This window comes from Nioella sediminis (assembly GCF_001879695.1).
In the GTDB taxonomy this organism is placed as follows: Bacteria; Pseudomonadota; Alphaproteobacteria; order Rhodobacterales; family Rhodobacteraceae; genus Nioella; species Nioella sediminis.
Map to the genome: position 1 here is coordinate 54,747 of NZ_MNBL01000115.1, position 25,106 is coordinate 79,852.

Sequence of the window (25,106 nt, forward strand, 5' to 3'; positions counted from 1 at the left end):
GCTCTGGGGAGAGGCCATGATCAAGACCATCGTCATCGGGTCCTGCGTTTCCGTGCAGGGCACATTCGTTAAGGCGCTTGCGAACGGGCATGTTGTCGTGCGGGTCGGCCAGACCGAATTCGCTGGCCGCCCGGTGGTTGCCGCCTAGATCCAGCCAGACAGGTTTACGTCGATCACGTCCGCGAGGGCAGAGATGTGAGCCGCCTCGTCGTTGAGGCACGGGATATAGGTAAACTGTTCTCCGCCGGCCTCTTCGAAGCTTTCCTTGATCTCTTCGTTGATCTCTTCCAGCGTCTCGATGCAATCGGCTGAGAAGGCAGGCGCAATGACAGCGATCCGCTTTTTGCCCGCCTCCGCCAGCCGCGCGACCTCCTCGACCGTGTAGGGTTTCAGCCATTCCTCGGGCCCGAATTTCGACTGGAAGGTGGTGACGATCTGGCTCTTGTCCCAGCCCAACCGCTCGCGCAGCAGACGCGTCGTCTTCTGGCATTGGCAGTGGTAGGGATCGCCCTGCATCAGGTAGCGTTCCGGCATCCCGTGATAGGAGGCGACCAGAATGTCCGGTTTCTCTTCCATCGCCGCATAGGCCTTCTCCACCGATCCGGCCAGCGCCTCCACGTAAGACGGATGATCGAAATAGGCGGGCAGGGTGCGGACCGATGGCTGCCATGCCTCTTCCATCAGCGCGCGGAAGAACTGGTCATTCGCAGTGGCGGAGGTTGCACCGGCATATTGCGGGTAGAGCGGCACGAACAGGATCTTGTCGCAGCCCGCCTCGACCATCGCCCGCACCTTCGATTTCGTCGACGGGTTGCCGTAGCGCATGCAGAAATCGACCATCACCCTGTCGCCGTGCCGTTCCTGCATCTCGGCGACCATCTTGGCGGTCTGATCCTTGGTGATGGTCATCAGCGGGCTTTCGCCCTTGTCGTGATTCCAGATCGACTTGTAGGCCGCGCCGGAACTGAAGGGCCGCTTGGTCAGGATGATCGCCTGAAGGATCGGCTGCCATTTCCAGGCGGGGTAGTCGATCACGCGCTTGTCCGACAGGAACTCGTTCAGATAGCGGCGCATCGGCCAGTAGCTGTAATCGTCGGGCGTACCGAGATTGGCGAGCAGGACGCCGATCTTCCCGAATTTGACGGGCGGATGGTCTGCGGGGGCGTGCGGCAGAGCTTGGGTCATTCCTGGCCTCTTTTGTTCAGTACCGGCACGGGCCGGGCGGTTTCATCGAATTCGGTTGTGTCCAGCGCCTCGGCCAGCCTTGCGGCGGCGGATCCGGGGCGAAGCGGTTTCTGCTGGCTGTCATGCGGGCTCCAGCCCGTCAGGAACACCAGTTCAAATGTCGCGGCGATGCGGTCGTCCTCGGCCGGGAATCTCTCGGCGTAGATTTGTGCGGCCCGGGCAAAAAGGGCGCGGGGCGGGGTGGCCTTGTGGCGCGCGGCGAGCGCATTCGTCTCGCCCATATCCCGCAAATCGCGCAGCAGGTGGAACAGGGTCTGATAGGTCACTCGCTGCGGCAGGCGGTCGGCGACGGGCAGCGACAGGCCAGCGCGGCCCAGAAGCCCGCCGAGGTCGCGGATCTCGCCCATCGGGGCCACGCGGGGGGACAGCCCGCCCATGACCTCGCTCTCGGCCTGCGCCAGCGCGGTGCGCAGCTCGTTCAGGGTCTCGCCCCCCAGCATCGTCACCATCAGTAGCCCGTCGGGCCGCAGCGCGCGGCGGCATTGCACCAGTTGCCCCACCGGGTCCTCTGCCCAATGCAGGCCCATTACGTGAAGCACGAGATCATGCGCGCCGGGGTCCAGCGCCAGCAGGTCGGAATCAGGCACGACCACCGCGCCGGGCAGGAAATCGGCCCACAGGTCCGGAAAAGGGGTCACGATCGCAGGCGATGTAAACGTCCTGTTAACGTCGAGCAGTCTTTCCTGAAGTTCGAACCGCGCCTCGTCATGCAGAAAACCCGCCCGATCCAGCCGCGCGCGGGCGCGATGGCGGGACAAGGCCTCTTGATCAATCAGCTTAGGCCGGGTCATGTCAGTCTTGGCGGTCATGTCGCAGCAACCTAGGGGGCCGGGATGAAATTGCAAACGGCTGTGAATGCGGTGTTTCCGCCCGATTGCGTCTGTTGCGGTGCGCCGGTCGAGACGGAGTTCGGCCTCTGCGCAAATTGTTGGAGCGATACGCCCTTCATCAACGGCCCTTCCTGCGACCAATGCGGCACACCCCTGCCCGGATCTGACCCGGATGAGGGCCTGCGCTGCGATGACTGCATGACCATCGCACGTCCCTGGGATAAGGGGCGCGCTGTCTTCACATATTCCGGCAATGGGCGAAAGATGGTTCTGCGCCTGAAACACGGCGACCAGCCCGCGATTGCACGTGCGGCGGGCAAATGGATGGCCGCCAAGGCGGGGCCATTGATGAACGACAATACCGTGATCGTGCCCATCCCCCTGCACTGGTGGCGGCTGTTTCGCCGCAAAGTGAACCAGTCGGCGCTGCTGGCACAGGCGCTGGCCAATGAAACACAGGCCTTCTTTGCCCCGGACGCGTTGAAACGCATCCGCAAGACCGCCAGTCAGGACGGAAAGGGCCGGGAAGAACGGTTCGAAAACCTGCGCGATTCCATCCATCCGCATCCCAAGAGGGGCCATATTCTGGTGGGCCGCGATATCCTGCTGGTCGACGACGTGATGACCTCGGGCGCCACCTTTGCCGCCGCCGCGCAAGCCTGCCATGACGCAGGCGCAGAGAACGTTCGCGTGATGGCACTGGCGCGCGTGGCCAAGGATGCCTAACTAGGGGGCCGAACAGGACGATTTTTCGGGACCAGACCTATGCAGACTGTTGAAATCTACACCTCGCCCTTCTGTGGCTATTGCCACGCGGCCAAGCGGTTGCTGTCGGACAAGGGCATCAGCTTTGCCGAGTATGACGTGGCGCGCGCGCCTGAGAAGCGGCAGGAAATGCTGAGCCGCGCCAATGGCCGCCACACCGTGCCGCAGATTTTCGTGGGCCAGACCCATGTGGGCGGCTACGATGACATGGCCGCGCTCGACCGCGCGGGGAAATTGGACAAACTGCTGCAGGGCTGAATGCGCGCCGCGATTTTGCAGATGTGCTCCTCGGACGATCCGGGGGAGAATGCCAAAACGGTTCTGGCGGCGATGGCAAAGGCCAAGGCCGCCGGGGCCGACATCCTGCTGACACCGGAAGTCACCAATTGCGTGTCCCAGAGCCGCAGCCATCAGGCGGCGGTTCTGCACCCGCAGGATAGTGACCCGACCCTTGCCGCCGTTCGTCAAGCGGCGCAAGAGGCGGGCCTCTGGGTGCTGCTCGGCTCGCTCGGGCTGCAATCGGGCGATCCGGATGGGCGCTTTGCCAACCGGTCCTTGCTGATCTCTGACACCGGCGACATCGCCGCGTGGTACGACAAGATCCACATGTTCGACGTGAACGTGACGGAAACCGAGACGTTCCGCGAATCCGACGGCTACCGCCCCGGCGACCGCGCCGTGGTGGCAGACACCCCTTGGGCGCGGTTTGGCCTGTCCATCTGCTACGACATGCGCTTCGCCTATCTTTACCGGGATCTCGCCAAGGCGGGCGCGCAGGTGCTGACCGTGCCTGCCGCGTTTTCCCCCGTAACCGGCAAGGCCCATTGGGAAACGCTGTTGCGGGCGCGGGCCATCGAAACCGGCTGTTTCGTCATCGCGCCCGCGCAGACGGGCGACCACAATGTCAGCCGAGGCAAACCCCGCCAGACCCATGGCCACAGCCTTGTGGTGGCCCCATGGGGCGAGGTTCTGCTGGATGCGGGCACCGAACCGGGGCTGCATGTCATTGACGTGGACGTCAAAGAGGTGGACAAGGCACGGGGGCGTGTGCCCTCGATCCGACATGACCGGCCCTATACTTTGGTGACATGAGCTCTAACGACGATCCCCTAGCCATTGCCCTGTTCTCTGAACTGTTCATGGCCGACCAACTGGCGCGGTCCCTGCTGAGCAAGGCGCTGCCCAAGGGGATGGAGCTGAGCCATTTTTCCGTGCTGAACCACCTGGCCCGGTCGAACGAGGAACGCAGCCCAGCGCAACTGGCGCGGCTGTTCCACGTCACGCGCGGGGCGATGACCAACACGCTGAACCGGCTGGAGATCGCGGGCCACGTGCATATCCGCCCCGACTGGGACGACGCCCGCCGCAAATTCGTGGCAATCAGCCCCTCCGGCCGCGCCGCCCGGGACGCCGCCCTGCAAACCATCGCGCCCATCCTCAGCCGCACCGTCCAGGAAGTCGGCGCCGACCGGGTGAGAGCCGCCCTGCCAGTCATCCGCGAAATGCGGATCGAACTGGAAGTCGCGCAGAAGGATTGAGGGGGACGTTTCGTGCCTCTAACGGCTGCTCAGAGGCCAACCTTGACATTGCCCGCGCAGACTCAAGGCCGAAGCCCGACGCGCATCGCCGACGCGCCCCCACGCGGAGGCGATTTGGCTGATGCAGGCGCGCCGCAGTGAAGTTGCGCGGATTGGGCTGACATAAACTGCCTGCTTCCAAAGTCGGATCGCCCCCGCGCGCGTCGTCGATACGCGGCTTATCTCCGGGCCGGCACCGATGTTGTCGTTCGTACTGCGGACGCCGGTTGGCATCCGCATGGTCTTTCGTAGTCGGTGCCGATCACGCCTCCACCGGTGAAACTGCCCGCCGATAGAGATGCCATGTGGTGTGGCCAAGGATCGGCAGAGTGAAGATCAGGCCCAGGAACGCGGGGACCAGCGACAGCATTATGGTCACCGAGATGGTCGCGGCCCAGGTCAGCATGACGCCCTTGTTCTCAACCACGACGCGGATGGAGGTGAGCATGGCGGTCACGAAATCAAGCTCCCGGTCCAGCAGCATGGGCATGGCAATGACGGTCACGGAAAACAGGACCGCCGACAGGCCCGCGCCGACGACCGTTCCAACGGCAAGGAAGGTCCAGCCCTCCGGCGTGAAGAACACGATGCTCAGAAACCCATCAACATCCGAGAAAGATGCATCCTGCAGGATGATCGCGAGCCACAGCCGGATCTGGTAGACCCACACCCAGAAGATGAACAGGGTGGTGAAGGCCATCCACCCCAGTTCGCGTTTCCGCTGATCGGCCATGACCGTGAGGATATCCGACCAGCCGAAATGTTCCCCCCTCTGCATCCGTCGGGACATTTCATAAAGCCCGGCGGCGGCGAACGGTGCGACCAGCGGGAAGCCCACGGCGGCAGGGATGACCATCCAGATCTTGCCAAGCCAGACGAGCGCCCAGATGAAGAGAATACCGAACAAAGCGTAGAACAGGCCGAAAAAGCCGCTCATGACCGGGCGCGCCAGAAAGTCGGAAAACCCAGCTTTTAGTGACTCGGTGATATCTTCCTTGGTCACCTTGTTGACTGCGAGCGTGGCCGGCTGGCGTGGGGCCTCTGTGGTCTTGGTTGGCATGGCATACTCCTCCCAAAGCATGGTGCCGGGATGATCTCTCGACCAACGGATCGGGTGACGGCGGAGACATCCCTCCTCCGCCAAGAAGTTTGCAACAGGTCAGGAATTGAGGCAAGGCGTGCGAATTGCCACCGCTTCTCTCGGCGGCGGTATCGCTCTGGCGCCAGATTTTCTTGAGGTTGGTCCGCATGCACCGGCGCTGGTAGTCCCGATCGGAGAGCGGGGATTTACCGCTTCACGCTCGCCGTCACGTAGTTGACGCTCAGGTCGCGGTCCGAGATGGACCAGCGCCAGCTGATGGGGTTGAAGACGAAGCCCTTGCGGTCCACCGGGTCTAGCCCGGCCGTTTCGATCAGAGCAAACAGCTCGTCGGGCGTGATGAACTTGTGCCATTCATGCGTGCCCTTGGGCAGCCAGCGCATCACGTATTCAGCGCCGACAATGGCCAGCGCGAAGCTTTTCGGGTTCCGGTTGATCGTCGAACAGATCATCAGACCGCCCGGTTTCAGCAGCTGCCGGCAGGCGGTCAGGTAGGCCTGCGGGTCGGCGACATGCTCGACCACTTCCATGTTCAGGACCACGTCGAACTGTTCTCCAGCTTCCGCCAGAGCCTCGGCGGTCGTGTGGCGATAGTCGATCTCGAGCCCCGATTGTTCGGCGTGCACCTGCGCCACGGGAATGTTGCGTTCGGCCGCATCGGCCCCCACGACCGTGGCCCCAAGCCGCGCCATCGGTTCCGACAGCAACCCGCCGCCACAGCCGATATCCAGCAGGCGCAGCCCATAGAAAGGCCTGGCATCGCGCAGGTCGCGCCCGAATTCCGCGGCAATCTGCGCGGTAATATAGTCCAGCCGGATCGGGTTCATCATGTGCAGGGGCGCGAACTTGCCCTTCGGATCCCACCATTCCGCTGCCATGGCCTCGAACTTGGCGATTTCAGCGTCATCAACAGTATTCGTGGCGCTGTTCATGGACATCCCCTTCCGATCTTGTCATCGTGGCAGGCATAGCAGACCCACCCCATCGGTCTATATAGGGGAAACATGGACAAATTCTCCGGCCAAAAGCGCGCAGGCGCCTATCTCTACCCGCCGATCGACCCGTTCGATCAGCGGATGCTGGATGTGGGCGACGGGCATCAGATCTATGTGGAGCAATGCGGCAATCCCGATGGCGCGCCGGTCGTGGTGCTGCATGGCGGGCCCGGTGGCGGCTGCAGCCCGGCGATGCGGCGCTATTTCGACCCCGAGGCGTTTCGGGTGATCCTGTTCGATCAGCGCGGCTGCGGACGGTCGCGGCCCCATGCGTCCACCAAGGACAACACGACCTGGCATCTGGTGGCGGATATCGAGCGGATCCGGACGGTGCTTGGCATCGACAGATGGGCCGTCTTTGGCGGCAGTTGGGGCGCGACCTTGGCCCTGGTCTATGCGGAAACGCATCCCGAGCGGGCGGCGTTCCTGGCCCTGCGCGGTGTCTTCCTGTCAACACAGCGAGAGCTCGACTGGTTCTATGGCGGTGGCGCGGGGCAGTTCTGGCCGGAACAATGGGCGCGGTTCTCGGCGCTGATACCGGAGGATGAACGCGGCGACATGATCGCGGCCTATAACCGGCGGCTGTTTTCCGGCGACCTGATGGTCGAAACCCGCCATGCCCGCGCCTGGTCGGCCTGGGAAAACGCGCTGGCCTCGGTTGAAAGCGACGGCAATCCAGGCGAGGCCCCGGCGGATTACGCCCGCGCCTTCGCCCGGCTGGAGAACCACTATTTCGTCAACAAGGGCTTCCTGCAGGAAGATGGCCAGATCCTGCGCGACCTGCCGAAGATCGCCCATATCCCCGGCGTCATCGTGCAGGGCCGCTATGACATGATCTGCCCGCCCCGGTCGGCGCATGACCTGGCGCAGGGCTGGCGGTCTGGTCGGCTGCATATGGTCCGCGCGGCGGGGCATGCGCTATCGGAACCCGGTATCAGCTTTGAGCTGGTGCGGGTGATGAAGCAGGTCGGGCAGAACCGTGGGAAATTCGGGCTTTAGGGTCTGATCAGTCGAACTGCACCAGGGCCGCCTCGAACGGGCCTTTGCTGATCACAGCAGTATGATGCCCCTTTCCGTGGGTATCCTCCATCCGCCAGACATCGCCCTTGCAGATTTCCCGTGCTTCGCCGTCGCTGGCCGTGACTCGGACCGCGCCGCCAAGGCAGAACAGCGTCTGTCGCTTGGGAGTGGGATGGATGGGTTCGTCCCACCCCGGATCGAGCCGCAGGAAGACAGTGGTCTTGGCTGCTTCCACCTCGGAAACGAAAATCGCCTTGGCGGGTGGGGCAAAGGTCCGCTCCTCCAGCGGCACTTCGACCGTGCGCCAGTGGCTTTCGCCGTCAGCGCTGGCGTAGAGATTGTGATAGTGCATGTCGTTTTCCCCAATCAGCGAAACGTCACAAGGTATACGCCACCTATCACCAACACCGCCCCCAGAACCTTGCCAATGGTCAGGTCGCTTGCGGGCACCCCGAACAGGCCGAAGTAGCCAAAGACCAGCCCGGCCAGAACCTGCCCTGACACCAGCAAAACGAAAAACGCCCCGATGCCGATCCGCGGGATCAGGAAGCTGGACCCGATGATCATGCCCGCGCTCATCACGCCCGCTGTCAGCAACCATAGCGGCAGGGTGCCGATGCCGCGAAACTGTTCCATCCGGCTGCCGCTGGCGATGGCGATGATGACCGAGGAGATTAGGGCAACAGCGAAGAAGGGCACGTTTGCCATCGGGCCTGATCCCAGGATGCGAGCCGTTTGCGTGATCATTGGCAGGTAGATCGAGATGATTGCCCCCATCAGAAGTGACAGGGCAATGAGATAAATGGACATGAGTTTCCCCCCTTTCGCATCAGGTGCGTGTGGAAAGGTTAGCGCATTTCCCGCTCAGGTTGATGCGTTTTCCCTGTTGCGCCCAAGTTCAGCCCCGGGCTCAGCAGATGCCGGATCAGCGCCACCGGGTGGCTGCGCAGGGTCAGGCGCATGGATACGTAATCCTCCACCACCTGTTCGCCCTCGGTCATTTCGGGCAGCGTGACCTCGGGTTCCTCGATCGCCTCGCCATCCATGTCACCGGTGAAAAGCGGTAGGGGTTCGGCGGGCAGCAGCGCCTTGGCGGCCCAGAGCGCGTCGCGCCGCGACAGCCCGATCCCGGCGAAAGCGTCCGCCTCGGCCAGCACCGCCAGCGCGCGGGCGGGCAGACCGGCACGGCGCCACACATCCTCGACCGCTTGGTAGCCATTGCCGCGCGCGGCGGCCAGCCAGCGGGCGTCCTCCTCTCGCATCGACCGGATCTGCCGAAACCCGAGCCTGAGCGCCAGCCCGCCCCGCCCGTCGGGTTCCATCACGTTGTCCCAGTAGCTTTCGTTGACATCGACGGGCCGCACCTCGACCCCGTGTTCGCGGGCATCGCGCACAATCTGGGCGGGGGCATAGAACCCCATGGGCTGCGAATTCAGCAGCGCACAGGCGAAAATGCCGGGGTGGTGGCGCTTGATCCAGCTGGAGGCATAGACCAGCAGGGCAAAACTGGCGGCATGGCTTTCGGGAAAGCCGTAACTGCCGAACCCCTCTATCTGGGAAAAGCAGCGTGCTGCGAACTCCTCGTCATAGCCCCGCTCGCGCATGCCCCTCATGAAAAGCGTGCGGAAATCGCTGACATTGCCATGTTTCTTGAACGTGGCCAGCGACCGCCGCAGCCGGTCCGCCTGATCGGGGGTGAAGCCCGCGCCGATAATGGCGATCTGCATCGCCTGTTCCTGGAACAAAGGCACACCGAGCGTCTTGCCCAGAACCGCGCCCAACTCGTCCGAGGGGAAGCTGACCTGTTCTTCCCCGTTCCGGCGCCGGATGAACGGGTGCACCATGTCGCCCTGAATGGGGCCGGGGCGGATGATGGCGACCTGAATGACGAGGTCATAAAAACAGCGCGGCCGCATCCGGGGCAGGAAGTTCATCTGCGCGCGGGATTCGACCTGAAAGACGCCAAGCGAGTCCGCCTTGCACAGCATGTCATAGACCGCCGGATCCTCGGGCGGCAGGGTGGCGAGGCTGTAGTCGGTCTGATGGTGTCGCTCGATCAGATCAAACGCCTTGCGGATGCAGGTCAGCATGCCAAGCGCCAGCACATCGACCTTGAGGATACCCAAAGCGTCGATATCGTCCTTGTCCCAGCAGATGACGGTGCGATCCTCCATCGTGGCGTTCTCAATGGGCACCAGTTCATCCAGACGCCCCTCGGTCACGATGAAGCCGCCAACATGCTGGCTGAGGTGCCGGGGAAAGCCCTGGATTTCGCGCACCAACGCCATGGTCTGGCGCAGGCGCGGTTCGGTCGGGTCGAGCCCCAGTTCGCGCATCCGGGTATCGGCCATGTCACGGCTGCTGCCCCAGCCCCAGATTTGCGAACTGAGCGCGCCGAGGATGTCTTCGCTAAGCCCCATGGCGCGGCCCACCTCGCGCACCGCGCGCTTGCCCCGGTAGTGGATCACCGTGGCGCAGAGCCCGGCGCGGTGGCGGCCATAGCGTTCGTAGATGTGCTGGATCACCTCCTCGCGCCGTTCATGTTCGAAATCCACATCGATATCGGGGGGTTCGTCGCGGGCCTCGCTGACGAAGCGTTCGAACACCATGGTGCCCACCTCAGGGGAAACCGAGGTCACGCCGAGGCAATAGCAGGTGATGGAATTGGCCGCCGACCCGCGCCCCTGGCAGAGGATGCCGCGCGACCGGGCGAAGGCGACGATATCGTGGACAGTGAGGAAATAGGGTTCATAGCCAAGCTTGGCGATCAGCCGCAGCTCATGCTCCAGCATCTTCACCGCGCGATCCGGCGCGCCGGAGGGGTAACGCCATTTCAGCCCCGCGCGCGCCAGCCGTTCCAGCCTTTGCGACGCGGTTTCCCCGCCGCTGATTTCGGAGGGGTATTCGTAGCGCAGCGAGCCGATATCGAACGTGCAGCGCCCGGCGATACCGAGGGTGCGGTCCACGGCGTCCTCAAAGCCTGCGAAGATCCGGCGTATCTCTCCCTCGCCGCGCAGGCGCTGTTCGGCATTGGCCTGTGCTTTCGTGCCCAGATCCTCCACCCGGATGCCGAGGCGAATACAGGTCAGAACGTCGGTCAGCCTGCGCCGCGCCCCGTGATGCATGATCGGCGCGGCGGAGGCGACGGTGGGGATACCCAGTTGCCCCGCCAGCCGGGTGAGCCGTTCGAAGCGCAACCGGTCATGCCCGTCATAGGCGGGGGCCATCAGCAGGTGACAGGCGGGGCCAAGGCGGCGCGTGATCTGTTTCGCCTGTGGCACCCAGTCGCCCGCGCCGCGCGGATGGGTCAGGGCATCTGGCGGGCCGTGGAGGAGCAGCTCCAGCCCGTCGGCGAATTGCCAAAGGTCGGGAAGACCCAGATCGCAGGAGCCTTTCTGGGTCCGCAACCGGCCTGCCGAGAGCATCCGGCAGAGATTGGCCCACCCACGCCGGTCACGGGGCAGGGCGGTGAGAGTCAGCCCCTCTCGCAGCACCAGCCGTGTGGCGGGCAGAAGGCGCGGCAGGTGGAAGATCGGGGCGCGGGGCGGATCGGGCAGATGCGCAGGTTTGGGCGGGCCGATTGGGTCCTTGTCTGCTGCCTGCCGTTCGGCGATCTGGCGCTTGATCTCTTTCAGTTCTGACCATGCACGAACGATCCCGGCAACCGAGTTCTCATCGGCAATGGCAATGGCCTCCAGCCCCAGCAACGCTGCCCGGCGTGCATAATCTTCCGGGTGCGAGCCGCCCGTCAGGAAGGTGAAGTTGGAAGTGATAGAGAGTTCCGCGAATCCCATGGCGCGGCACAGTATATTCACCTTTTGTTCTCTTTTGGAGTCCCGACTGACAGCCCTTCCCTTTGTCGGCCCAAGCGAGGTTCAGGGCACCGTCACCGGCCCGCGGCAAAGGCCTTTCAAAAGGCCTTCCTACCGCCCGGCCTCGCAGGTCTCGCCCCGCATGCAGGCGGTGATCTGGTCAAGGTCCTGCTGTGACGGGTTGTAAATCACCCAAGCCGGACAGGGACCAATGCCGAGATGATACTGACGGTCTTCGTCCACGCGCAGGAAGGCCAGCACCTCGCGCCCTTCTTCGGGCGGGGCACCACACCAGCTGAGCACGCAACTCACCCGTACCGTCACCTCCAGCTCCACCGGTGTGCGAAAGCCGACACGGCTGCCAAGATCGCCAAAAAACAGCATCTCGACGCTGTAGGGCGGCGGTGTATCCGGGTCGTCGGTATCGGGCGGCAAAGGCACATCCGGCCCGTTGCGCAGGAAAGCGCCGCGCACGATCACATAGCGCGCGCTGGCCTCGGACGCCTGCCGGTACATCGCGGCGGCATCGAGATAGGCGCAGGACAGGGGCAGCGCGGGGCCGGTTGTGGCGGCGAGGATGGCAAGGGTCAGAAGCAGGCGGTGGAGCATGGCGGCCTCCGGCAAGGGGCGGTCAGGATAGCACGAGCGGGGCCGTGTTCACACCAGCCCGAACTCCACCAACACTGCCTGATAGATCGGACGCTTGAATTCCACGATGACCTCCAGCAGAGCCGCAGGCTCCATCCAGCGCCACTCGGAAAACTCGACATCCTTATAGGACAGGTCGATCACCGCATCGGGCGCCTCAAGCCGCATCAGGAACCACATCTGTTTCTGCCCGCGAAACTTGCCGCCCCATCTCTTCCCGGCAATCTCGGAGGGGAAATCATAGGGCAGCCAGTCAGCAGTCCGCGCGACCAGCGTCACATGATCAGGCGAAACGCCTGTTTCCTCCAGCAACTCGCGCCGGGCGGCGGCCTCGGGCTCCTCGCCCTTGTCGACACCGCCCTGAGGCATCTGCCAAGCGGGCACGTCCATATCGGCGCGCTGCCCGGCAAAGACCTGCCCAGCGTGGTTGATCAGAACCACGCCGACGCAGGGCCGGTAGGGCAGCTTTGCCAGGTCTTCGGGCGTCATCGGACCCGCGCCCCCTTAACGGGGACGCAGGGCGTTCAGGCCGTGCAGGATGTCGATGGCATAGGCCAGCTGATAGTCCTGCGCGCGCAGTTCGGCGGTGGCGCGGGCCTGTTCCTGTTCTTCCTCCAGCTGGCGGATTTCATCCTCGGTCAGGGTCGCGTTGGACAGGGCACCGCGTAGTCCGGCCTCGGTGCGCTGCGGACGGCCATTATCCTCGACCTCACCCACCTCGCGCTGTTCCACAAGGATATCGGGGGCCACGCCAAGCGCCTGGATCGAGCGACCGGACGGGGTGAAATAGAGCGACGTGGTCAGGCGCATCGCGCCATCGCCCTGCACCGGCATCACCGACTGGACCGAGCCCTTGCCGAAGCTGTTGGTGCCCACGACGACCGCCCGGCGGTGATCCTGAAGTGCACCGGCCACGATCTCGGAGGCCGAGGCAGAACCGCCATTGATCAGCACCACCATGGGCAGCCCGTCGATCAGGTCGCCGGGCGTCGCGTTGTAGCGTTCGCCATCTTCCGGGTTGCGGCCGCGGGTCGACACGATCTCTCCCTGTTCCAGGAACGCGTCCGAGACGCGAATGGCCTGGGTCAGCAACCCGCCGGGGTTGTTGCGCAAGTCCAGAACCACGCCTTCCAGGTTCTCGATTCCGCCGACTTCCTCGATCATCTCTTCCAGCCCGTCGCGCAGGTTCGGATAGGTCTGTTCGGTAAAGCTGGCGATCCTCAGAACGGCGGTGTTGCCTTCCAGACGGTGACGCACGGCGGTCAGGCGGATGCGATCGCGCACGATGGTGATGTCGAAGGGTTCATCCTCGCCTTCACGCACGATGGTCAGCACGATTTCAGATCCGATTTCACCGCGCATCATGTCGACGGCATCTTCCAGGGTCAGGCCAAGCAGCGTGACCCCATCCACATGGGTGATGAAATCGCCGGCCTCGACGCCCGCTTCCATGGCGGGGGTGTCGTCCATCGGGGTAATCACACGCACGAAGCCTTCTTCCTGCGTCACCTCTATGCCAAGGCCGCCGAATTCGCCCCGCGTATGGGTCTGCATGGATTCATAGTCGCTCGGCGGCAGGTAGGAGCTGTGCGGGTCAAGCGACATCAGCATGCCGTTGATCGCGGCCTCGATCAGCTCTGCCTCGTCCACATCTTCGACATAATAGGTGCGGATCCGTTCGAAGACATCGCCGAACAGGTCGAGCTGTTCGTAAACGGTCGAGTTGCGAATGTTCTCCTGGGCGATCAGGGGACCGGCGACTTGGGTGGTCAGCAGAATACCCGCCGCGGTGCCGCCAAGGGCCGCCATCATGAACTTCTTCATTCTCTCAAATCCTCACTGGTCTTGTGTCGCAAACCACGCGGTCGGGTCCACGGGCTCTCCGGCCTCTCTCAGTTCCATATAAAGCGTTTCCGACAGCTCTCCACCAGACGCGAGTGGGTCAGAAACGATCAATTCTTCGCGGTTTGGCGCTTCGCCGCCCATCAAAGCGACGGGATCGCCCGCTGCCAGCAGGTCTCCGGCCCTAACGAACAGCTCTCCCAGACCTGCGAGAATCAGCAGATGATCGCCCTGCGGCTCAAGGATGATGACATTGCCATAGTCCAGAAGCGGCCCGGCATAGCGCACAGTGGCATGCCATGGGGCGGACACCAGCGCGCGGGCCTCTGCCGCCAGGATCAGGCCGGGCCGGGTGACGCCCGCTGCATCGGCCTGATTGAAGCCGCGCAGAACGCGCCCCTGCAAAGGCAAGGGAAGCTGACCCCGCTGATCGGAGAACGAGGGCAGCCTTGTGTCAGCGGCCATTACGTCCAGCGCCCGGATCGCGGTGGCAAAGCTGTCCAGCGTTTCGGCGCTTTGGGTCAGCTCCAGCAGCGCCTCGGTATCCGAGGCAAAGCGCGGCGGCAGCGTGCGCCGTTCGGCCATCGCCTGGCTAAGCGCAACGCGGGCCTCCTGCACCCCGGTCAACCCGTCCGACAGCTGGTCCTCAGCCGTTTCCTGAACAGCGCGCAGCAGGGCCAGTTCCTCCAGCTGGCGGCGCAGTTCCATAGCTTCCGCCGCCACGGCGGGGGTGACCTCGGACACGATCATGCCGGACCGTGCGGTGCCGACAGGGCCATTGGGGTGGATCAGCAGCAGCGGCGCGGGCGCGGCCTGCATGGATTGCAGAACCCCCAGAAGACGGCCCAACCGTTCCTGTTCCGCCTCGAAGACGACGGTAATGGACTGCTCCCGGATTGCCGCCCGCCGCATCCCTTCGCGCAGAGCCGACAGGCCTTCCTCATAGGCGCGGATGGTTTCCGTCAGCGCATCGACCCGGTCGCGCGCATCGTCAGCCTCGGCCATCGTCAGCGCGGCGCGTTCCAGCATCTGGGCGGCGCGTTGCGCGGTCAGGGCAGGGTCAGTGGTCTGCGCCGATGCAACAGACCCAAACGCACAAAGCACCGTGATCAGCGCCAGAAGCCTCATGCAAACAGGCACTTTCCGGTCATCTCCTCAGGGGGCTGCAACCCCATCAGCCGCAGCACCGTCGGCGCCAGATCCGCCAGCCGCCCGTCCTGCATGGTCACGTCCTCCGGCCCGCCAAACAGGATCACCGGCACCGGGTTCAGCGTATGCGCCGTGTGCGGCCCGCCGGTTTCCGGGTCGATCATCATGTCGCAATTGCCATGATCAGCCGTGACGATCATCGCGCCGCCCACCTTTTCCAGCGCCGCAACCGCCGCGCTCAGCCCCTTATCCACCGCCTCGCAGGCCTTCACGGCAGCGGGAATGATGCCAGTATGCCCCACCATGTCGGGGTTGGCGTAGTTCACGACGATCAGGTCGTATTGCTTCTCGATCGCGTCCACGAGATGCGCTGTCACCTCGCCCGCCGACATCTCTGGCTGCAGGTCATAGGTCGCCACCTTGGGCGATTTCGGCATGTAGCGATCCTCGCCCGCCACAGGGTCTTCCTTGCCGCCATTGAGGAAGAAGGTGACATGCGGATATTTCTCGGTTTCCGCGATATGGAACTGGGTGCGGCCATGGCTGGCGACCCATTCGGCAAGGGTGTTGACGATGTCCTGCTTGGGGAAAATCACGTCGAGATAGGCGTTGTGCCGGTCGGAATATTCCACCATCCCGCAGGTCGCAGCCCAGTTGGGGCGGGCGGAAATGTCGAACTCAGCGAATGTCGGATCGGCCAGCGCGGCAAGGATTTCCCGCGCGCGGTCGGCGCGGAAGTTGAGGAACAGAAGGCCGTCGCCATCGTGCGGTTTCTGATAGCCGGCGATCCGGGTTGCGGTGATGAATTCGTCGTTTTCACCCCGTTCATAAGCGGCCTGAATGGCGGCCTCCGCACTGGCCGCTTCGTGGCCTTTCCCCTCAATAACAAGATCATAGCCCTGCTGCACGCGTTCCCACCGGTTATCGCGGTCCATGGCGTAGTAGCGACCGATCAGACTGCCGATATGGGCGCCTTCGGGAAGGGCTTGATCAAAGGCGGTCACGGCGTCAATCGCGGAGCGCGGGGCGACGTCGCGACCATCGGTAATTGCATGAATTTGCACGGGAATCCCGGCAGCCGTCAGGGCGCGGGCGGTTTCCAGGATGTGGCTCTCGTGGCTATGCACACCGCCGGGGCTGGTAAGGCCGGAGACATGCGCAACACCGCCGGTTTTCTTCATCTTTTCAATGAATTGCAGCAAAGCAGGGCGCTCTCGATAGCTGCCATCCTCGATCGCAAGATCAATCTGCCCCAGATCCATCGCCACGACACGCCCCGCGCCAATATTGGTGTGACCCACTTCGGAGTTGCCCATCTGCCCCGTGGGCAGGCCCACATCGGGCCCGTAGGTGATCAGCGTGGCGTTCGGACAGGTCGCCATAAGCCTGTCAAAACAAGGGGTTGCGGCGAGATACGGGGCGTTTCCCGGCCCATCTGGCGCCAGACCCCAACCATCGAGAATGCACAGGACGACAGGTTTGGGCACGGCCATGAGAGACCCCTTTTTCACAACACTCCCCCGCGTTCTAGGCCCGCCGGGAGGTACACGCAATCCCTACAGGGTGGGTTCGGAATGCGCCCCGAAAGAGGGGGGTGCCCCCCGTACACCCCCCGTACACCCCCTGTACACCGGGCGTGCAGACGCAAAGGGGCGGTTGAGACGTCGATACGAACCAGAAATCGGTGAGAACGACTGGCCCGAGCCCCGATGTCACTCCACCCTTCGGCAGAAACCGTCTGTTCCGACCAGAAACACCTTCGCAGGTGCCCTGATTGAGAGGGTGTGATCACTCGCGCTGTTCCACCGCGCTTTGACCAGTGAACGTTGATCGAGGAGCTGGAACGCTCTGCACCAAGGGATCATCTGACGGGACTCCTGTCGGTGACCCCTGGAGTCCCTCATCAAGCAAAAAGGCCCCGGCATTCTCGCGCGGGGCCTTTTCTGTTTGGTGTAGTCCCCCGGCGGACCGGACTGGGTGGGGGCAAGAAAACCGATCCGCCGGGGGCGAGACAATGCTCGTCACTACAAGGTTATGTTTGGCGTCGTGGCAGGGCGAATTGAGGGAGGACGCGAGAAAATCCAGCGGCTCTTTCGTGGCAATTGCAGGGCAGGTCTTGATAAGTCGCGACATGAGGGCCAAGCTCGCATCATGGACATGCAAATTCAGCCCAGGGGTCCGGTCCCCCCGCAGCCGGAACAGGTGGCGTTTCACCGGACGGAGCTTGGCGTTATCCTGGGCCTTTACGGGCGCATGGTGGCTGCCGGGGAATGGCGCGATTACGGGATATCCTGCCTGAGGGAGGTGGCGGTCTTTTCCGTCTTCCGGCGCACAGCGGAACATCCCATCTACCGGATCGAAAAGCGCCCGAAGCTGCGCGACCGGCAGGGGCAGTATTCCGTCATCGGCATGGACGGGCGCATTCTGAAACGCGGACACGACCTGAAAACCGTGCTGCGGGTGCTGGAACGCAAGCTGATCCGGGTGGTCGAATAGCGCCTCAGCCGCCGGGTTTCAGAAACCTGCGCCGCGCCGTGATCGGGCCTTCGCCCTTGTCTTCGATTCTTGCGGCCGCATCTTTCAGCGGCTCATAGGCCACGGCCATGTGGGTGGCATTGGCGTGCAGCAACATGCGCTCATTCGCCATGAAGCCCACATGCCCCTGCCAGAACACCAGATCGCCTCGCACGAAGGGTTCGCCGTGGTGCAGCTCTCGTCCCAACACCATCTGCTGATCGCTGTCGCGCGGGCAGTCGACGCCGCAGGCCAGCAGGGCCATCTGCACGAGGCCCGAACAGTCGATGCCCCACCGGCTGGGCCCGCCCCACAGGTAAGGCGACCCCAGGAACAGGTCCGCCACCCCGACCGGATCGCCAAAACGGGCGCGGATCGGTTGCAGATGCGGGCGCGGGATGAAATGGCCGGTGTGGATGCGGACATAGTCGTCGCGTTCCCCCACCACCTTGACCTGAGAGCCGAAGAAAATGGCGACCTCGGGCGGGGCCTTGAGATCGGGCTTGGGGTAGAGATGCGTGGCGGGGGCCGTGATCCAGTGGGTCGGCTGCTCGGGCGAGGCCAGCGCGCCGGACAGCATGTAGCCCACCTGCCCGTCCCGTTCGGACTGCCCGAAGGCGAAGCCGTCATCGGTTTCGAGAACGTGAAAGACCTCGCCGAACAGCAACTGGCTGACCCGCTTGCCGCGCGGTTCGTCGGTGATGTTGGCCATGGGCTGCATCACCATCATGCGTCTGCCTTGCACGAATTTCTCGGCCTCGACCTGCCCTTCAAGGCTGACATGCGCCACGCGGCCATTGGTGGGAGTGATGCGCGGATCAGTCATTGCTCAGAACCTCGGGCAGGGCGGCAAGGATCGCCCGCGCAGCCTGCCCGACGCCGCCCTTGGGCCGGGCGGGCGCGTCAGAGGGCTGCCAACCATAGATATCGAAATGACAGAAGCGCGGCACGTCCCCGGCGAAGCGCCGCAGGAACAGCGCGGCGGTGATTGACCCTGCAAAGCCCCCCTTCGGCGCATTGTCCAGATCGGCTATGCCGGGTTCGATCATCGCCTCGTAAGGCATGTGGAAGGGCATCCGCCAGACCGGGTCCGCAACGCGAGTTGCAGAGTCGGCCAGCGCCCCGGCAAACGCGTCATCGTCGGTATAGAACGGCGCGATGTCCGGGCCCACGGCAACCCGAGCAGCGCCGGTCAGGGTGGCCATGCAGATCAGCAGATCGGGGGGTGTTTCGCTGGCCAGCGCCAGCGCATCGGCCAGCACAAGCCGCCCCTCGGCATCGGTGTTGTTGATCTCGACCGTCAGGCCGTTGCGCGCGGTCAGGATGTCACCGGGGCGGAAGGCATTGCCCGCCACCGCGTTTTCCACCGCCGGAATCAGGACGCGCAGGCGCAGTGCCATGCCCGCCCCCATGATCATCCGCGCGAGGCCAAGGACCGTGGCCGATCCGCCCATGTCCTTCTTCATCAGGCCCATGGAGGCGCCGGGTTTGAGGTTCAGGCCACCGGTGTCGAAACAGACACCCTTGCCGACCAGCGTGACAAGCGGGCCGGTGCTGCCCCAGGTCATCTCGATCAGGCGCGGGTCCTGTGCGGCGGCGCGGCCAACGGCGTGGATCATCGGGAAATTGGCGGTCAGCAGGTCTTCGCCCCTGGTGACAGAGATCGACGCGCCGAATCCGTCCGCCAGCGCCCGCACCGCATCTTCCAGCTGATCCGGGCCCATATCGCTGGCCGGGGTGTTGATCAGGTCGCGGGTCAGTGCCTCGCCCGCTGCGATGTTTTCCAGTGCAGGGGCGTCCAGCCCCGCTGGCGCGACAAGCCGCGCCTTTGGCACGGGGGCGTTCTTGTAGCGGCCAAAGCGGTAGCCCGAGAGCAGCCAACCAAGCGCGGCCTCTTCCTGTTCCCCCTCGGACAACCCATCCGGCATCTGGTAGGTTCCCTCAGGCAACGCGGCCAGCGCCGCCCCGAGTGCAAAGCGCTTGCGGGCCCGTGCATCGGCGGTGCCGCGTCCAAGCAGCACATGGGCGATACCGCCATCCGCATCCGGTAGCAGACAGGTTTCCCCAAGACCTGCGGCAAAGCCGGTCGACCGCGCCCAGGCGGAGTGTGCGGCGGGCAGTCCCGCAAGCGAGTCATCCAGCGCATCGGGGTCGATACAGGTCACCGGGATCGCGCCGGGATCGGCGGGGGAAAAACGTCTGTCCATGGTCATCCGTCACAAAAAAGGCTGGCGACAACCTAACGTGACGGGCTGTGTCTGCAAGGTTGATCAGCCGGTTACATCCTCCAGATCCCAGATTGCATGGATGGATCTTTCGCCGACCCGCAGCAAACGGGCATGGGTGGCGGCCAGGGCCACCGGATCGCCGCTGCCGATACAGGCCAGCACATCGCGGGCCACCCGTGCCAGTGTTGCCATGCCGATCCGGTCCGAGGCTGCGGCCAGATTGCGGACCGGGCGCAGCAAATCGGCCCCGACCGGATGCAGGCACCGGATATTCTGAAGATGCAGATTGATCGCCTGCAACGCGCTGGCAACTTCATGCTCTGCGCGGATTTCCCCGATTTCGTCACAAAGGAGTTCCAGCCGTTCGGGATTGAACCGCGCGGGTTCTTCCGGCCGCAGCCTGCTTACATCCTGCTCCATCACTCACTCCACTTCCGCCCCCACGGATAGGGGGACTGTGCCCCGGCTTGCTGAAGAAACCGTTAGGCCCGCGACCAAAAAAACCTCGAACTTTCGGGGAATGCAGCCTATCAGGGTCGACGCGACGACAGAGGACGCTAGATGAAATACGTTTCCCCCCTGCCGACATACCTGACACGGCGCTACCACAGCTGGAAAGCAACCGAATTTTCCGAGAACCAGGCCTGGTTTCGCCGCCTTGCAGAGGAAGGCCAGCGCCCCCGCGCCATGGTGATCTCCTGCTGCGACAGCCGGGTTCATGTCACCTCGATCTTCGGGGCTGAATCGGGCGAGTTCTTCATTCACCGCAACATCGCCAACCTGGTGCCGCCCTATGCGCCCGACGGCGATCACCACGGCACATCGGCGGCGGTGGAATATGCGGTCACGGCGCTGAAGGTCGCCAACATCATGGTTCTGGGCCATTCCAATTGCGGCGGCGTGAATGGCTGCATCCAGATGGTATCGGGCAACGCGCCCGAGCTTGAGCAGCCCACCAGTTTCGTGGGCCGCTGGATGGATATCCTGCGTCCGGCTTGTGAAGAGACCGCTGACATCACCGATGAACAGGAACGGCAAAAGGTGCTGGAACAGCGCTCGGTGCTGGTGTCTCTGGCCAACCTGATGACCTTTCCCTTCGTGTCGGAGGCCGTCGAGGACGGGCGGCTCAGCCTGCACGGGTTGTGGAATGAAATCGCGTCCGGGGCCTTGGAAATGTACGATCCCGGCACTAATTCCTTCGTAAAAGTGTAGGGAATTTCGGAACCGTTCTGCGGCCTCTGAACAGCCCGTCGGAATGTGGGGACGACATGGACCAGATACTTTCGCTGGCGGCAGAGAACCTGCTGTCGCCCATCATCCTCTTTTTCGTGCTTGGATTCGCTGCCGCCTATGCGAAATCCGATCTGACGGTGCCAGAGGCCGTGGCCAAGGCCATGTCGCTCTATCTGCTGTTCGCCATCGGCTTCAAGGGCGGGGCCAGTGTGGCGTCGCACGGGGTGGACACGGCGCTGATCCTGTCTTTGGTGGCGGGCGTGGTGTTGTCCTTCGTTTTGCCGTTGGTCGCCTTCGCCTTGCTGCGCGTCATGTCGGGGCTGGACGTCACCAACGCCGCCGCCGTCGCTGCGCATTACGGCTCGATCTCTATCGTGACCTTCGTGGCAGGCACCTCGGTGCTCGATTCTGCGGGGCTGGCGGGCGAGGGCTTCATGGTCGCCGTTGCCGCCGCGATGGAGGCGCCCGCCATCCTTGCCGCGCTGTGGCTGATCGCGCGCTACGGGGACAAATCGAACAGCGAAGAGATGGATGGCGAGCTGCTGCGGGAAATCCTGCTCAATGGCTCCATCGTGCTGCTGATCGGGTCGTTCCTGATCGGCGCGATCACCGGGGCGGACGGGCTGGCCCGGATCGAGAGCTTCATCGTTGCGCCCTTCCAAGGTGTGCTCTGCCTTTTCCTTCTTGATATGGGGCTGGTTGCGGGGCGCGGTCTGCGTAGTGCGGCGGGGGTTCTGCGGCCCGGCCTGCTGGCCTTCGGGATCGTCATGCCGCTGGTGGGCAGTCTCTTTGGCCTTGCCGCAGGGATGCTGATCGGCCTGTCGGCGGGGGGCGTGGCGCTGTTCATGGTGCTGTCGGCCTCGGCCTCTTACATCGCGGTGCCGGCGGCCATGCGCGTGGCTCTGCCAGAGGCGAATCCGTCGATCTACCTGACGCTGTCGCTTGGCGTCACCTTCCCCTTCAACCTGACCCTGGGCATTCCGATCTACCTGGCCATTGCCCGCACCGTGACCGGAGGCTGACCCATGCAGACCCACAAGGCAAAACGTGTCGAGATCATCATCGAATCGATGATGGAACGCCGCCTGACCGAGGCGCTGCGCAAGGCGGATGTGACGGGTTACACCATCCTGCCCGTCAAGGGCGGGTCGGGCCGGTCAGGGGAGTGGAGCCGCGCGGGCCAAGTCAGCCGGGCGGGCGGGATGCTGGCCGTTGTCTGCATCATCAAACCAGACCGGCTTGACGCGCTGCTGGAAGCGGCCTTTGCCGTGGTGGAGCGTCATATCGGCGTGGTCAGCGTCACCGACTGCGAGGTGCTGCGGGCCGAGCGGTTCTGACACCCGGCCCCGTCCCTCACGGACGCCAGTAAAGGTCGTAGCCCTCGGGCCAGGACATATCAGCCTCCATCCGGATGGTGCGGGTTTCGCCCGCACCGACGGTCAGATCCCAGGCATGGATACCGCGCCGACCGTCGAGGTTTTCGACGCTTGGCGCAATCGACAGGGTCAGGTCCAGTTCCAGATCCTCCTGTTCCGTGTATGGCACGGCGTAGAGGATGCGCACATCTTCGGGCTGGTCCGAGACATTGGTCACGCCAAATTCCACCACCTGCCGCTGCACGTTGGACCGGTTGAAAAACCCCTCGTCGCCCTCATTCCGCGACAGATCCCGCCAGAACAGTTGCAGGTGATCCACAGATCCGAAGGGCAGTTCCAGTTCGCCACCGGGGGGGACGGTGTCCAGATACAAATCCGACAGGAAAGCGGCGTCACGATAGACGGCCATGTCGCCGGGGATCAGCGGTTGGCCGGTCGTGTTCTCGGCCCGCGCGATCAGGAAGGCGGTGTCGTCATGGCGGGGATTGGCCTCGATGGTGATCTCCGGGTCGAAGCTGAGCGTATCGAAGGGCACCAGCGTGTCCTCGCCCTCGCTAAGGGTTTGGGGGGTGGCGACTGTGGCGTTGAAGGACAGGCCGAAACTGTCGAATGAGGCGCTGTCCTCTGACACGACCACGGGTTCCATCACCGGCGCGACAAAGGCCCCGCCTGCGATCCGATCCTGGAAGATCTCTGGCGGGCGTTCTTCTTCGATCCGCGCAGGCGAGGGCCAGACGCCCGTCATGTCCAGCACCTGCCCCCATTCCTCGCCTGACAGGGTCAGGGCGACCCCTTCCCACCGGTCTGGCAGGACGCTTTCCAACCGTGCAGTTCGGTCTAGCGACAATGTGTTTTCAACCGTCGACAGGCGCGCGGTGTAGCTCATGTTCCAGCCGAAGCCGCTTAACGTATGGGTGAGGACAACAGGCAGTTCTGCATCGGCCGAAACCGCAACCGGAATGGCAAGCGCAATGCTGTCTGCACCAAGCGGGTAAAGCGCGCGCAGCTCTGCCTCTGCTTCACTCAACTCAAACTGAAGATCGGCGATCACCATGATCTGTTCATCCTGCTGGCGTTCGCCTTCGAACAGCTCCGTGACCAGCCCCTCCATCTGCTGGCCAAGCTCGCTCATCACCGCGCCGATTTCATCCGGGGCCGTCACCTCGCCCGAGGCGCTGGAGGCGTAGCTTTCCAGATAGCGACGTTGCAGGGCAATCGTGCCAAGACCCGCTTCGATATGGGCAAGCTGATCCTCTGCCTCTTCGATCTCGGCCTCCAGCGCCTCGATCCGGGCGCGCAGGGCGGCCTGTGCAGGCGTGTCGAACTGGCCGTCCTCGAAACCGGGGGCCAATTCCAGACGCACCGGGCCAAGCGGGGTGCCGTCCGACAGCGCGGCGCTGACGACACCGGCATCCTGCATATAGGACGGGACCGGCACCAGCAGCCGATGTGCGCCTGCGGGGACGGTCACCGTTGCTTGACGCGTCACCTCGGCCGCGCCGCCATAGATCGTGGCGTGGGTCACGTCGGCGCGCAGGGGGATGTCGTCGGCATGGGCCATGCCCGCCGTCAGAACGCTAATCGCAAATACATGAAATTTCATTGAAAAACCCTCCAAGCAGGTTGTGCGAGGAGGGTTTATCTTCTTTGTCGAGTCGTCAAGCGGCCTTTCGGCTCAGCCCTTTTTCAGCACCCGATTGCCGAGCGTTTCGGCGATCTGCACCGCATTTAGCGCCGCGCCCTTGCGCAGGTTGTCGGACACGCACCACAGGTTGATGCCGTTTTCTATGGTGCTGTCCTGACGGATGCGGCTGATGAAAGTGGCGTAATCGCCCACGCATTCCACCGGCGTCACGTAGCCACCGGCCTCGCGCTTGTCGACCACCAGGATACCCGGCGCCTCGCGCAGGATATCGCGGACCTCGTCTTCGTCGATGAACTCTTCGAACTCGATGTTGATCGCTTCGGAATGGCCCACGAAAACCGGCACCCGCACGCAGGTTGCCGTGACCTTGATCGAGGGGTCCACGATCTTCTTGGTTTCGGCCACCATCTTCCATTCTTCCTTGGTCGAACCGTCTTCCATGAAGACGTCGATATGGGGAATCACGTTGAAGGCGATCTGCTTGGGGTAGACCTTGGGGGCCACTTCCTGACCCGGAACATACATGCCCTTGGTCTGGTCCCACAGCTCGTCGATCGCGTCCTTGCCGGTGCCGGAAACCGACTGGTAGGTGCTGACCACCACCCGCTTGATCCGCGCACGGTCATGCAGCGGCTTCAGCGCCACCACCATCTGCGCGGTCGAGCAGTTGGGATTCGCGATGATGTTCTTCTTTGCATAGCCATCAACGGCCTCGGGGTTCACCTCGGGCACGACCAGCGGAATATCCGGGTCGTAGCGGTAGAGCGAGCTGTTATCGATGACGATGCAACCCGCCTTGGCGGCCTTGGGGGCATATTGCTTGGTCGCGTCCGAGCCAATGGCGAAGAGCGCAATGTCCCACCCGGTGAAATCGAATGTATCCAGATCCTGGGTTTTCAGTGTGGTGTCACCGAAGCTGCACTCGGTCCCAAGCGAACGGCGCGATGCCAGTGCGGCGATCTCATCCACCGGGAACTGGCGCTCGGCCAGGATGTTCAGCATTTCGCGGCCCACGTTACCCGTGGCGCCGACAACGGCAACTTTGTAGCCCATGATTTTGTCCTCTTGGTTGGGAACAGCGCGCCACATACCGCAAGCCCGAGGGAATCAAAAGGGGCAACAGGCTTG

The 25,106-nt window shown here is 63.7% G+C and carries 27 protein-coding genes; 10 read left to right on the top strand and 17 right to left on the bottom strand.

Annotation, left to right across the window (positions count from 1 at the left end):
- Window positions 1–16 precede the first annotated feature (16 nt).
- Window positions 17–148 (top strand): hypothetical protein, encoded by a 132-nt coding sequence (locus tag BKY26_RS20805; protein WP_281249838.1) that lies wholly within the window; start codon window positions 17–19, stop codon window positions 146–148.
- Here the strand turns inward: BKY26_RS20805 and hemH are convergent.
- On the bottom strand, window positions 145–1,185 hold the full coding sequence (hemH, locus tag BKY26_RS14570) for a ferrochelatase (protein WP_071691117.1): 1,041 nt from the start codon (window positions 1,183–1,185) through the stop codon (window positions 145–147). The two genes, BKY26_RS20805 and hemH, sit on opposite strands and share 4 nt — an antisense overlap.
- A complete protein-coding gene (locus BKY26_RS14575; RefSeq protein WP_227435053.1) occupies window positions 1,182–2,054 on the bottom strand; it encodes a methyltransferase domain-containing protein in 873 nt (290 codons plus the stop codon). The genes hemH and BKY26_RS14575 overlap by 4 nt, the downstream gene beginning before the upstream one ends.
- 24 nt (window positions 2,055–2,078) lie before the next feature.
- Here BKY26_RS14575 and BKY26_RS14580 point away from each other — a divergent pair, with 24 nt between their 5' ends.
- The 4 genes from BKY26_RS14580 to BKY26_RS14595 are packed head-to-tail and all read left to right on the top strand — an operon-like array spanning window position 2,079 to window position 4,378.
- Window positions 2,079–2,801, top strand: coding sequence for a ComF family protein (locus BKY26_RS14580; protein ID WP_071691119.1), 723 nt, complete (start codon window positions 2,079–2,081; stop codon window positions 2,799–2,801).
- 39 nt (window positions 2,802–2,840) lie between these two features.
- Window positions 2,841–3,098: a glutaredoxin 3 gene (grxC, locus tag BKY26_RS14585; RefSeq protein WP_071691120.1), complete on the top strand. Its 258-nt coding sequence runs from the start codon at window positions 2,841–2,843 to the stop codon at window positions 3,096–3,098.
- Window positions 3,099–3,932 carry a carbon-nitrogen hydrolase family protein gene (locus BKY26_RS14590; RefSeq protein WP_071691121.1) on the top strand — a complete coding sequence of 278 codons (834 nt, stop codon included), beginning with the start codon at window positions 3,099–3,101 and terminating at the stop codon, window positions 3,930–3,932.
- A complete protein-coding gene (locus BKY26_RS14595) occupies window positions 3,929–4,378 on the top strand; it encodes a MarR family winged helix-turn-helix transcriptional regulator (RefSeq protein ID WP_071691122.1) in 450 nt (149 codons plus the stop codon). Before BKY26_RS14590 ends, BKY26_RS14595 begins: the two co-directional genes overlap by 4 nt.
- A 301-nt stretch (window positions 4,379–4,679) precedes the next feature.
- Here BKY26_RS14595 and BKY26_RS14600 read toward each other — a convergent pair whose 3' ends face one another.
- Together BKY26_RS14600 and ubiG are read right to left on the bottom strand one after the other, a co-directional pair.
- A complete protein-coding gene (locus tag BKY26_RS14600) occupies window positions 4,680–5,477 on the bottom strand; it encodes a DUF2189 domain-containing protein (RefSeq protein ID WP_071691123.1) in 798 nt (265 codons plus the stop codon).
- A gap of 227 nt (window positions 5,478–5,704) precedes the next feature.
- A complete protein-coding gene (gene ubiG / locus BKY26_RS14605; RefSeq protein WP_071691158.1) occupies window positions 5,705–6,448 on the bottom strand; it encodes a bifunctional 2-polyprenyl-6-hydroxyphenol methylase/3-demethylubiquinol 3-O-methyltransferase UbiG in 744 nt (247 codons plus the stop codon).
- A 72-nt stretch (window positions 6,449–6,520) separates the two neighbouring features.
- On the opposite strand from ubiG, the gene pip reads away from it, so the two are divergent.
- Complete coding sequence (pip, locus tag BKY26_RS14610; RefSeq protein ID WP_071691124.1) at window positions 6,521–7,510, top strand: prolyl aminopeptidase; 990 nt, start codon at window positions 6,521–6,523, stop codon at window positions 7,508–7,510.
- A gap of 7 nt (window positions 7,511–7,517) precedes the next feature.
- On the opposite strand, the gene BKY26_RS14615 is transcribed toward pip, so the two are convergent.
- From BKY26_RS14615 to gpmI, 8 genes are all read right to left on the bottom strand, one after another.
- Window positions 7,518–7,883: a cupin domain-containing protein gene (locus BKY26_RS14615; protein ID WP_071691125.1), complete on the bottom strand. Its 366-nt coding sequence runs from the start codon at window positions 7,881–7,883 to the stop codon at window positions 7,518–7,520.
- 14 nt (window positions 7,884–7,897) lie between these two features.
- The gene (locus BKY26_RS14620; RefSeq protein ID WP_071691126.1) at window positions 7,898–8,341 is read right to left on the bottom strand and encodes a DMT family transporter; all 444 of its coding nucleotides are present in this window, start codon (window positions 8,339–8,341) and stop codon (window positions 7,898–7,900) included.
- A gap of 38 nt (window positions 8,342–8,379) precedes the next feature.
- Window positions 8,380–11,325 carry an error-prone DNA polymerase gene (locus BKY26_RS14625; RefSeq protein WP_071691127.1) on the bottom strand — a complete coding sequence of 982 codons (2,946 nt, stop codon included), beginning with the start codon at window positions 11,323–11,325 and terminating at the stop codon, window positions 8,380–8,382.
- A 129-nt stretch (window positions 11,326–11,454) separates the two neighbouring features.
- A complete protein-coding gene (locus BKY26_RS14630) occupies window positions 11,455–11,952 on the bottom strand; it encodes a hypothetical protein (protein WP_071691128.1) in 498 nt (165 codons plus the stop codon).
- A 48-nt stretch (window positions 11,953–12,000) separates the two neighbouring features.
- Window positions 12,001–12,480, bottom strand: a complete 480-nt coding sequence (locus BKY26_RS14635) for an RNA pyrophosphohydrolase (protein ID WP_071691129.1) — start codon at window positions 12,478–12,480, stop codon at window positions 12,001–12,003.
- Window positions 12,481–12,495: 15 nt separating this feature from the next.
- The gene (locus BKY26_RS14640; protein WP_071691130.1) at window positions 12,496–13,815 is read right to left on the bottom strand and encodes a S41 family peptidase; all 1,320 of its coding nucleotides are present in this window, start codon (window positions 13,813–13,815) and stop codon (window positions 12,496–12,498) included.
- A 12-nt stretch (window positions 13,816–13,827) separates the two neighbouring features.
- A complete protein-coding gene (locus tag BKY26_RS14645; RefSeq protein ID WP_071691131.1) occupies window positions 13,828–14,961 on the bottom strand; it encodes a murein hydrolase activator EnvC family protein in 1,134 nt (377 codons plus the stop codon).
- Entirely contained in the window at window positions 14,958–16,475 is a 1,518-nt protein-coding gene (gpmI, locus tag BKY26_RS14650; protein WP_071691132.1) for a 2,3-bisphosphoglycerate-independent phosphoglycerate mutase, read from the bottom strand. The genes BKY26_RS14645 and gpmI overlap by 4 nt, the downstream gene beginning before the upstream one ends.
- Before the next feature lie 664 nt (window positions 16,476–17,139).
- Between gpmI and BKY26_RS14655 the strand changes: the two genes are divergently transcribed.
- Window positions 17,140–17,478, top strand: coding sequence for a DUF2794 domain-containing protein (locus tag BKY26_RS14655; RefSeq protein WP_071691159.1), 339 nt, complete (start codon window positions 17,140–17,142; stop codon window positions 17,476–17,478).
- 4 nt (window positions 17,479–17,482) lie between these two features.
- On the opposite strand, the gene BKY26_RS14660 is transcribed toward BKY26_RS14655, so the two are convergent.
- From BKY26_RS14660 to BKY26_RS14670, 3 genes are all read right to left on the bottom strand, one after another.
- Entirely contained in the window at window positions 17,483–18,322 is an 840-nt protein-coding gene (locus BKY26_RS14660; protein ID WP_071691133.1) for a C40 family peptidase, read from the bottom strand.
- Window positions 18,315–19,703: a leucyl aminopeptidase family protein gene (locus BKY26_RS14665; protein WP_071691134.1), complete on the bottom strand. Its 1,389-nt coding sequence runs from the start codon at window positions 19,701–19,703 to the stop codon at window positions 18,315–18,317. The genes BKY26_RS14660 and BKY26_RS14665 overlap by 8 nt, the downstream gene beginning before the upstream one ends.
- 63 nt (window positions 19,704–19,766) lie before the next feature.
- Window positions 19,767–20,144: a hypothetical protein gene (locus BKY26_RS14670; protein ID WP_071691135.1), complete on the bottom strand. Its 378-nt coding sequence runs from the start codon at window positions 20,142–20,144 to the stop codon at window positions 19,767–19,769.
- 141 nt (window positions 20,145–20,285) lie between these two features.
- On the opposite strand from BKY26_RS14670, the gene BKY26_RS14675 reads away from it, so the two are divergent.
- Genes BKY26_RS14675 through BKY26_RS14685 form a run of 3 tightly spaced genes read left to right on the top strand, consistent with a single transcriptional unit; the run spans window position 20,286 to window position 22,294 of the window.
- Window positions 20,286–20,936: a carbonic anhydrase gene (locus BKY26_RS14675; RefSeq protein WP_071691136.1), complete on the top strand. Its 651-nt coding sequence runs from the start codon at window positions 20,286–20,288 to the stop codon at window positions 20,934–20,936.
- A gap of 56 nt (window positions 20,937–20,992) precedes the next feature.
- Window positions 20,993–21,979 carry a sodium-dependent bicarbonate transport family permease gene (locus tag BKY26_RS14680; protein WP_071691137.1) on the top strand — a complete coding sequence of 329 codons (987 nt, stop codon included), beginning with the start codon at window positions 20,993–20,995 and terminating at the stop codon, window positions 21,977–21,979.
- A 3-nt stretch (window positions 21,980–21,982) separates the two neighbouring features.
- Window positions 21,983–22,294, top strand: coding sequence for a P-II family nitrogen regulator (locus tag BKY26_RS14685; protein ID WP_071691138.1), 312 nt, complete (start codon window positions 21,983–21,985; stop codon window positions 22,292–22,294).
- A gap of 16 nt (window positions 22,295–22,310) precedes the next feature.
- Here BKY26_RS14685 and BKY26_RS14690 read toward each other — a convergent pair whose 3' ends face one another.
- The gene (locus tag BKY26_RS14690; RefSeq protein WP_071691139.1) at window positions 22,311–23,936 is read right to left on the bottom strand and encodes a mucoidy inhibitor MuiA family protein; all 1,626 of its coding nucleotides are present in this window, start codon (window positions 23,934–23,936) and stop codon (window positions 22,311–22,313) included.
- 72 nt (window positions 23,937–24,008) lie between these two features.
- On the bottom strand, window positions 24,009–25,031 hold the full coding sequence (locus tag BKY26_RS14695) for an aspartate-semialdehyde dehydrogenase (protein WP_071691140.1): 1,023 nt from the start codon (window positions 25,029–25,031) through the stop codon (window positions 24,009–24,011).
- Between the last annotated feature and the right edge of the window lie 75 nt (window positions 25,032–25,106).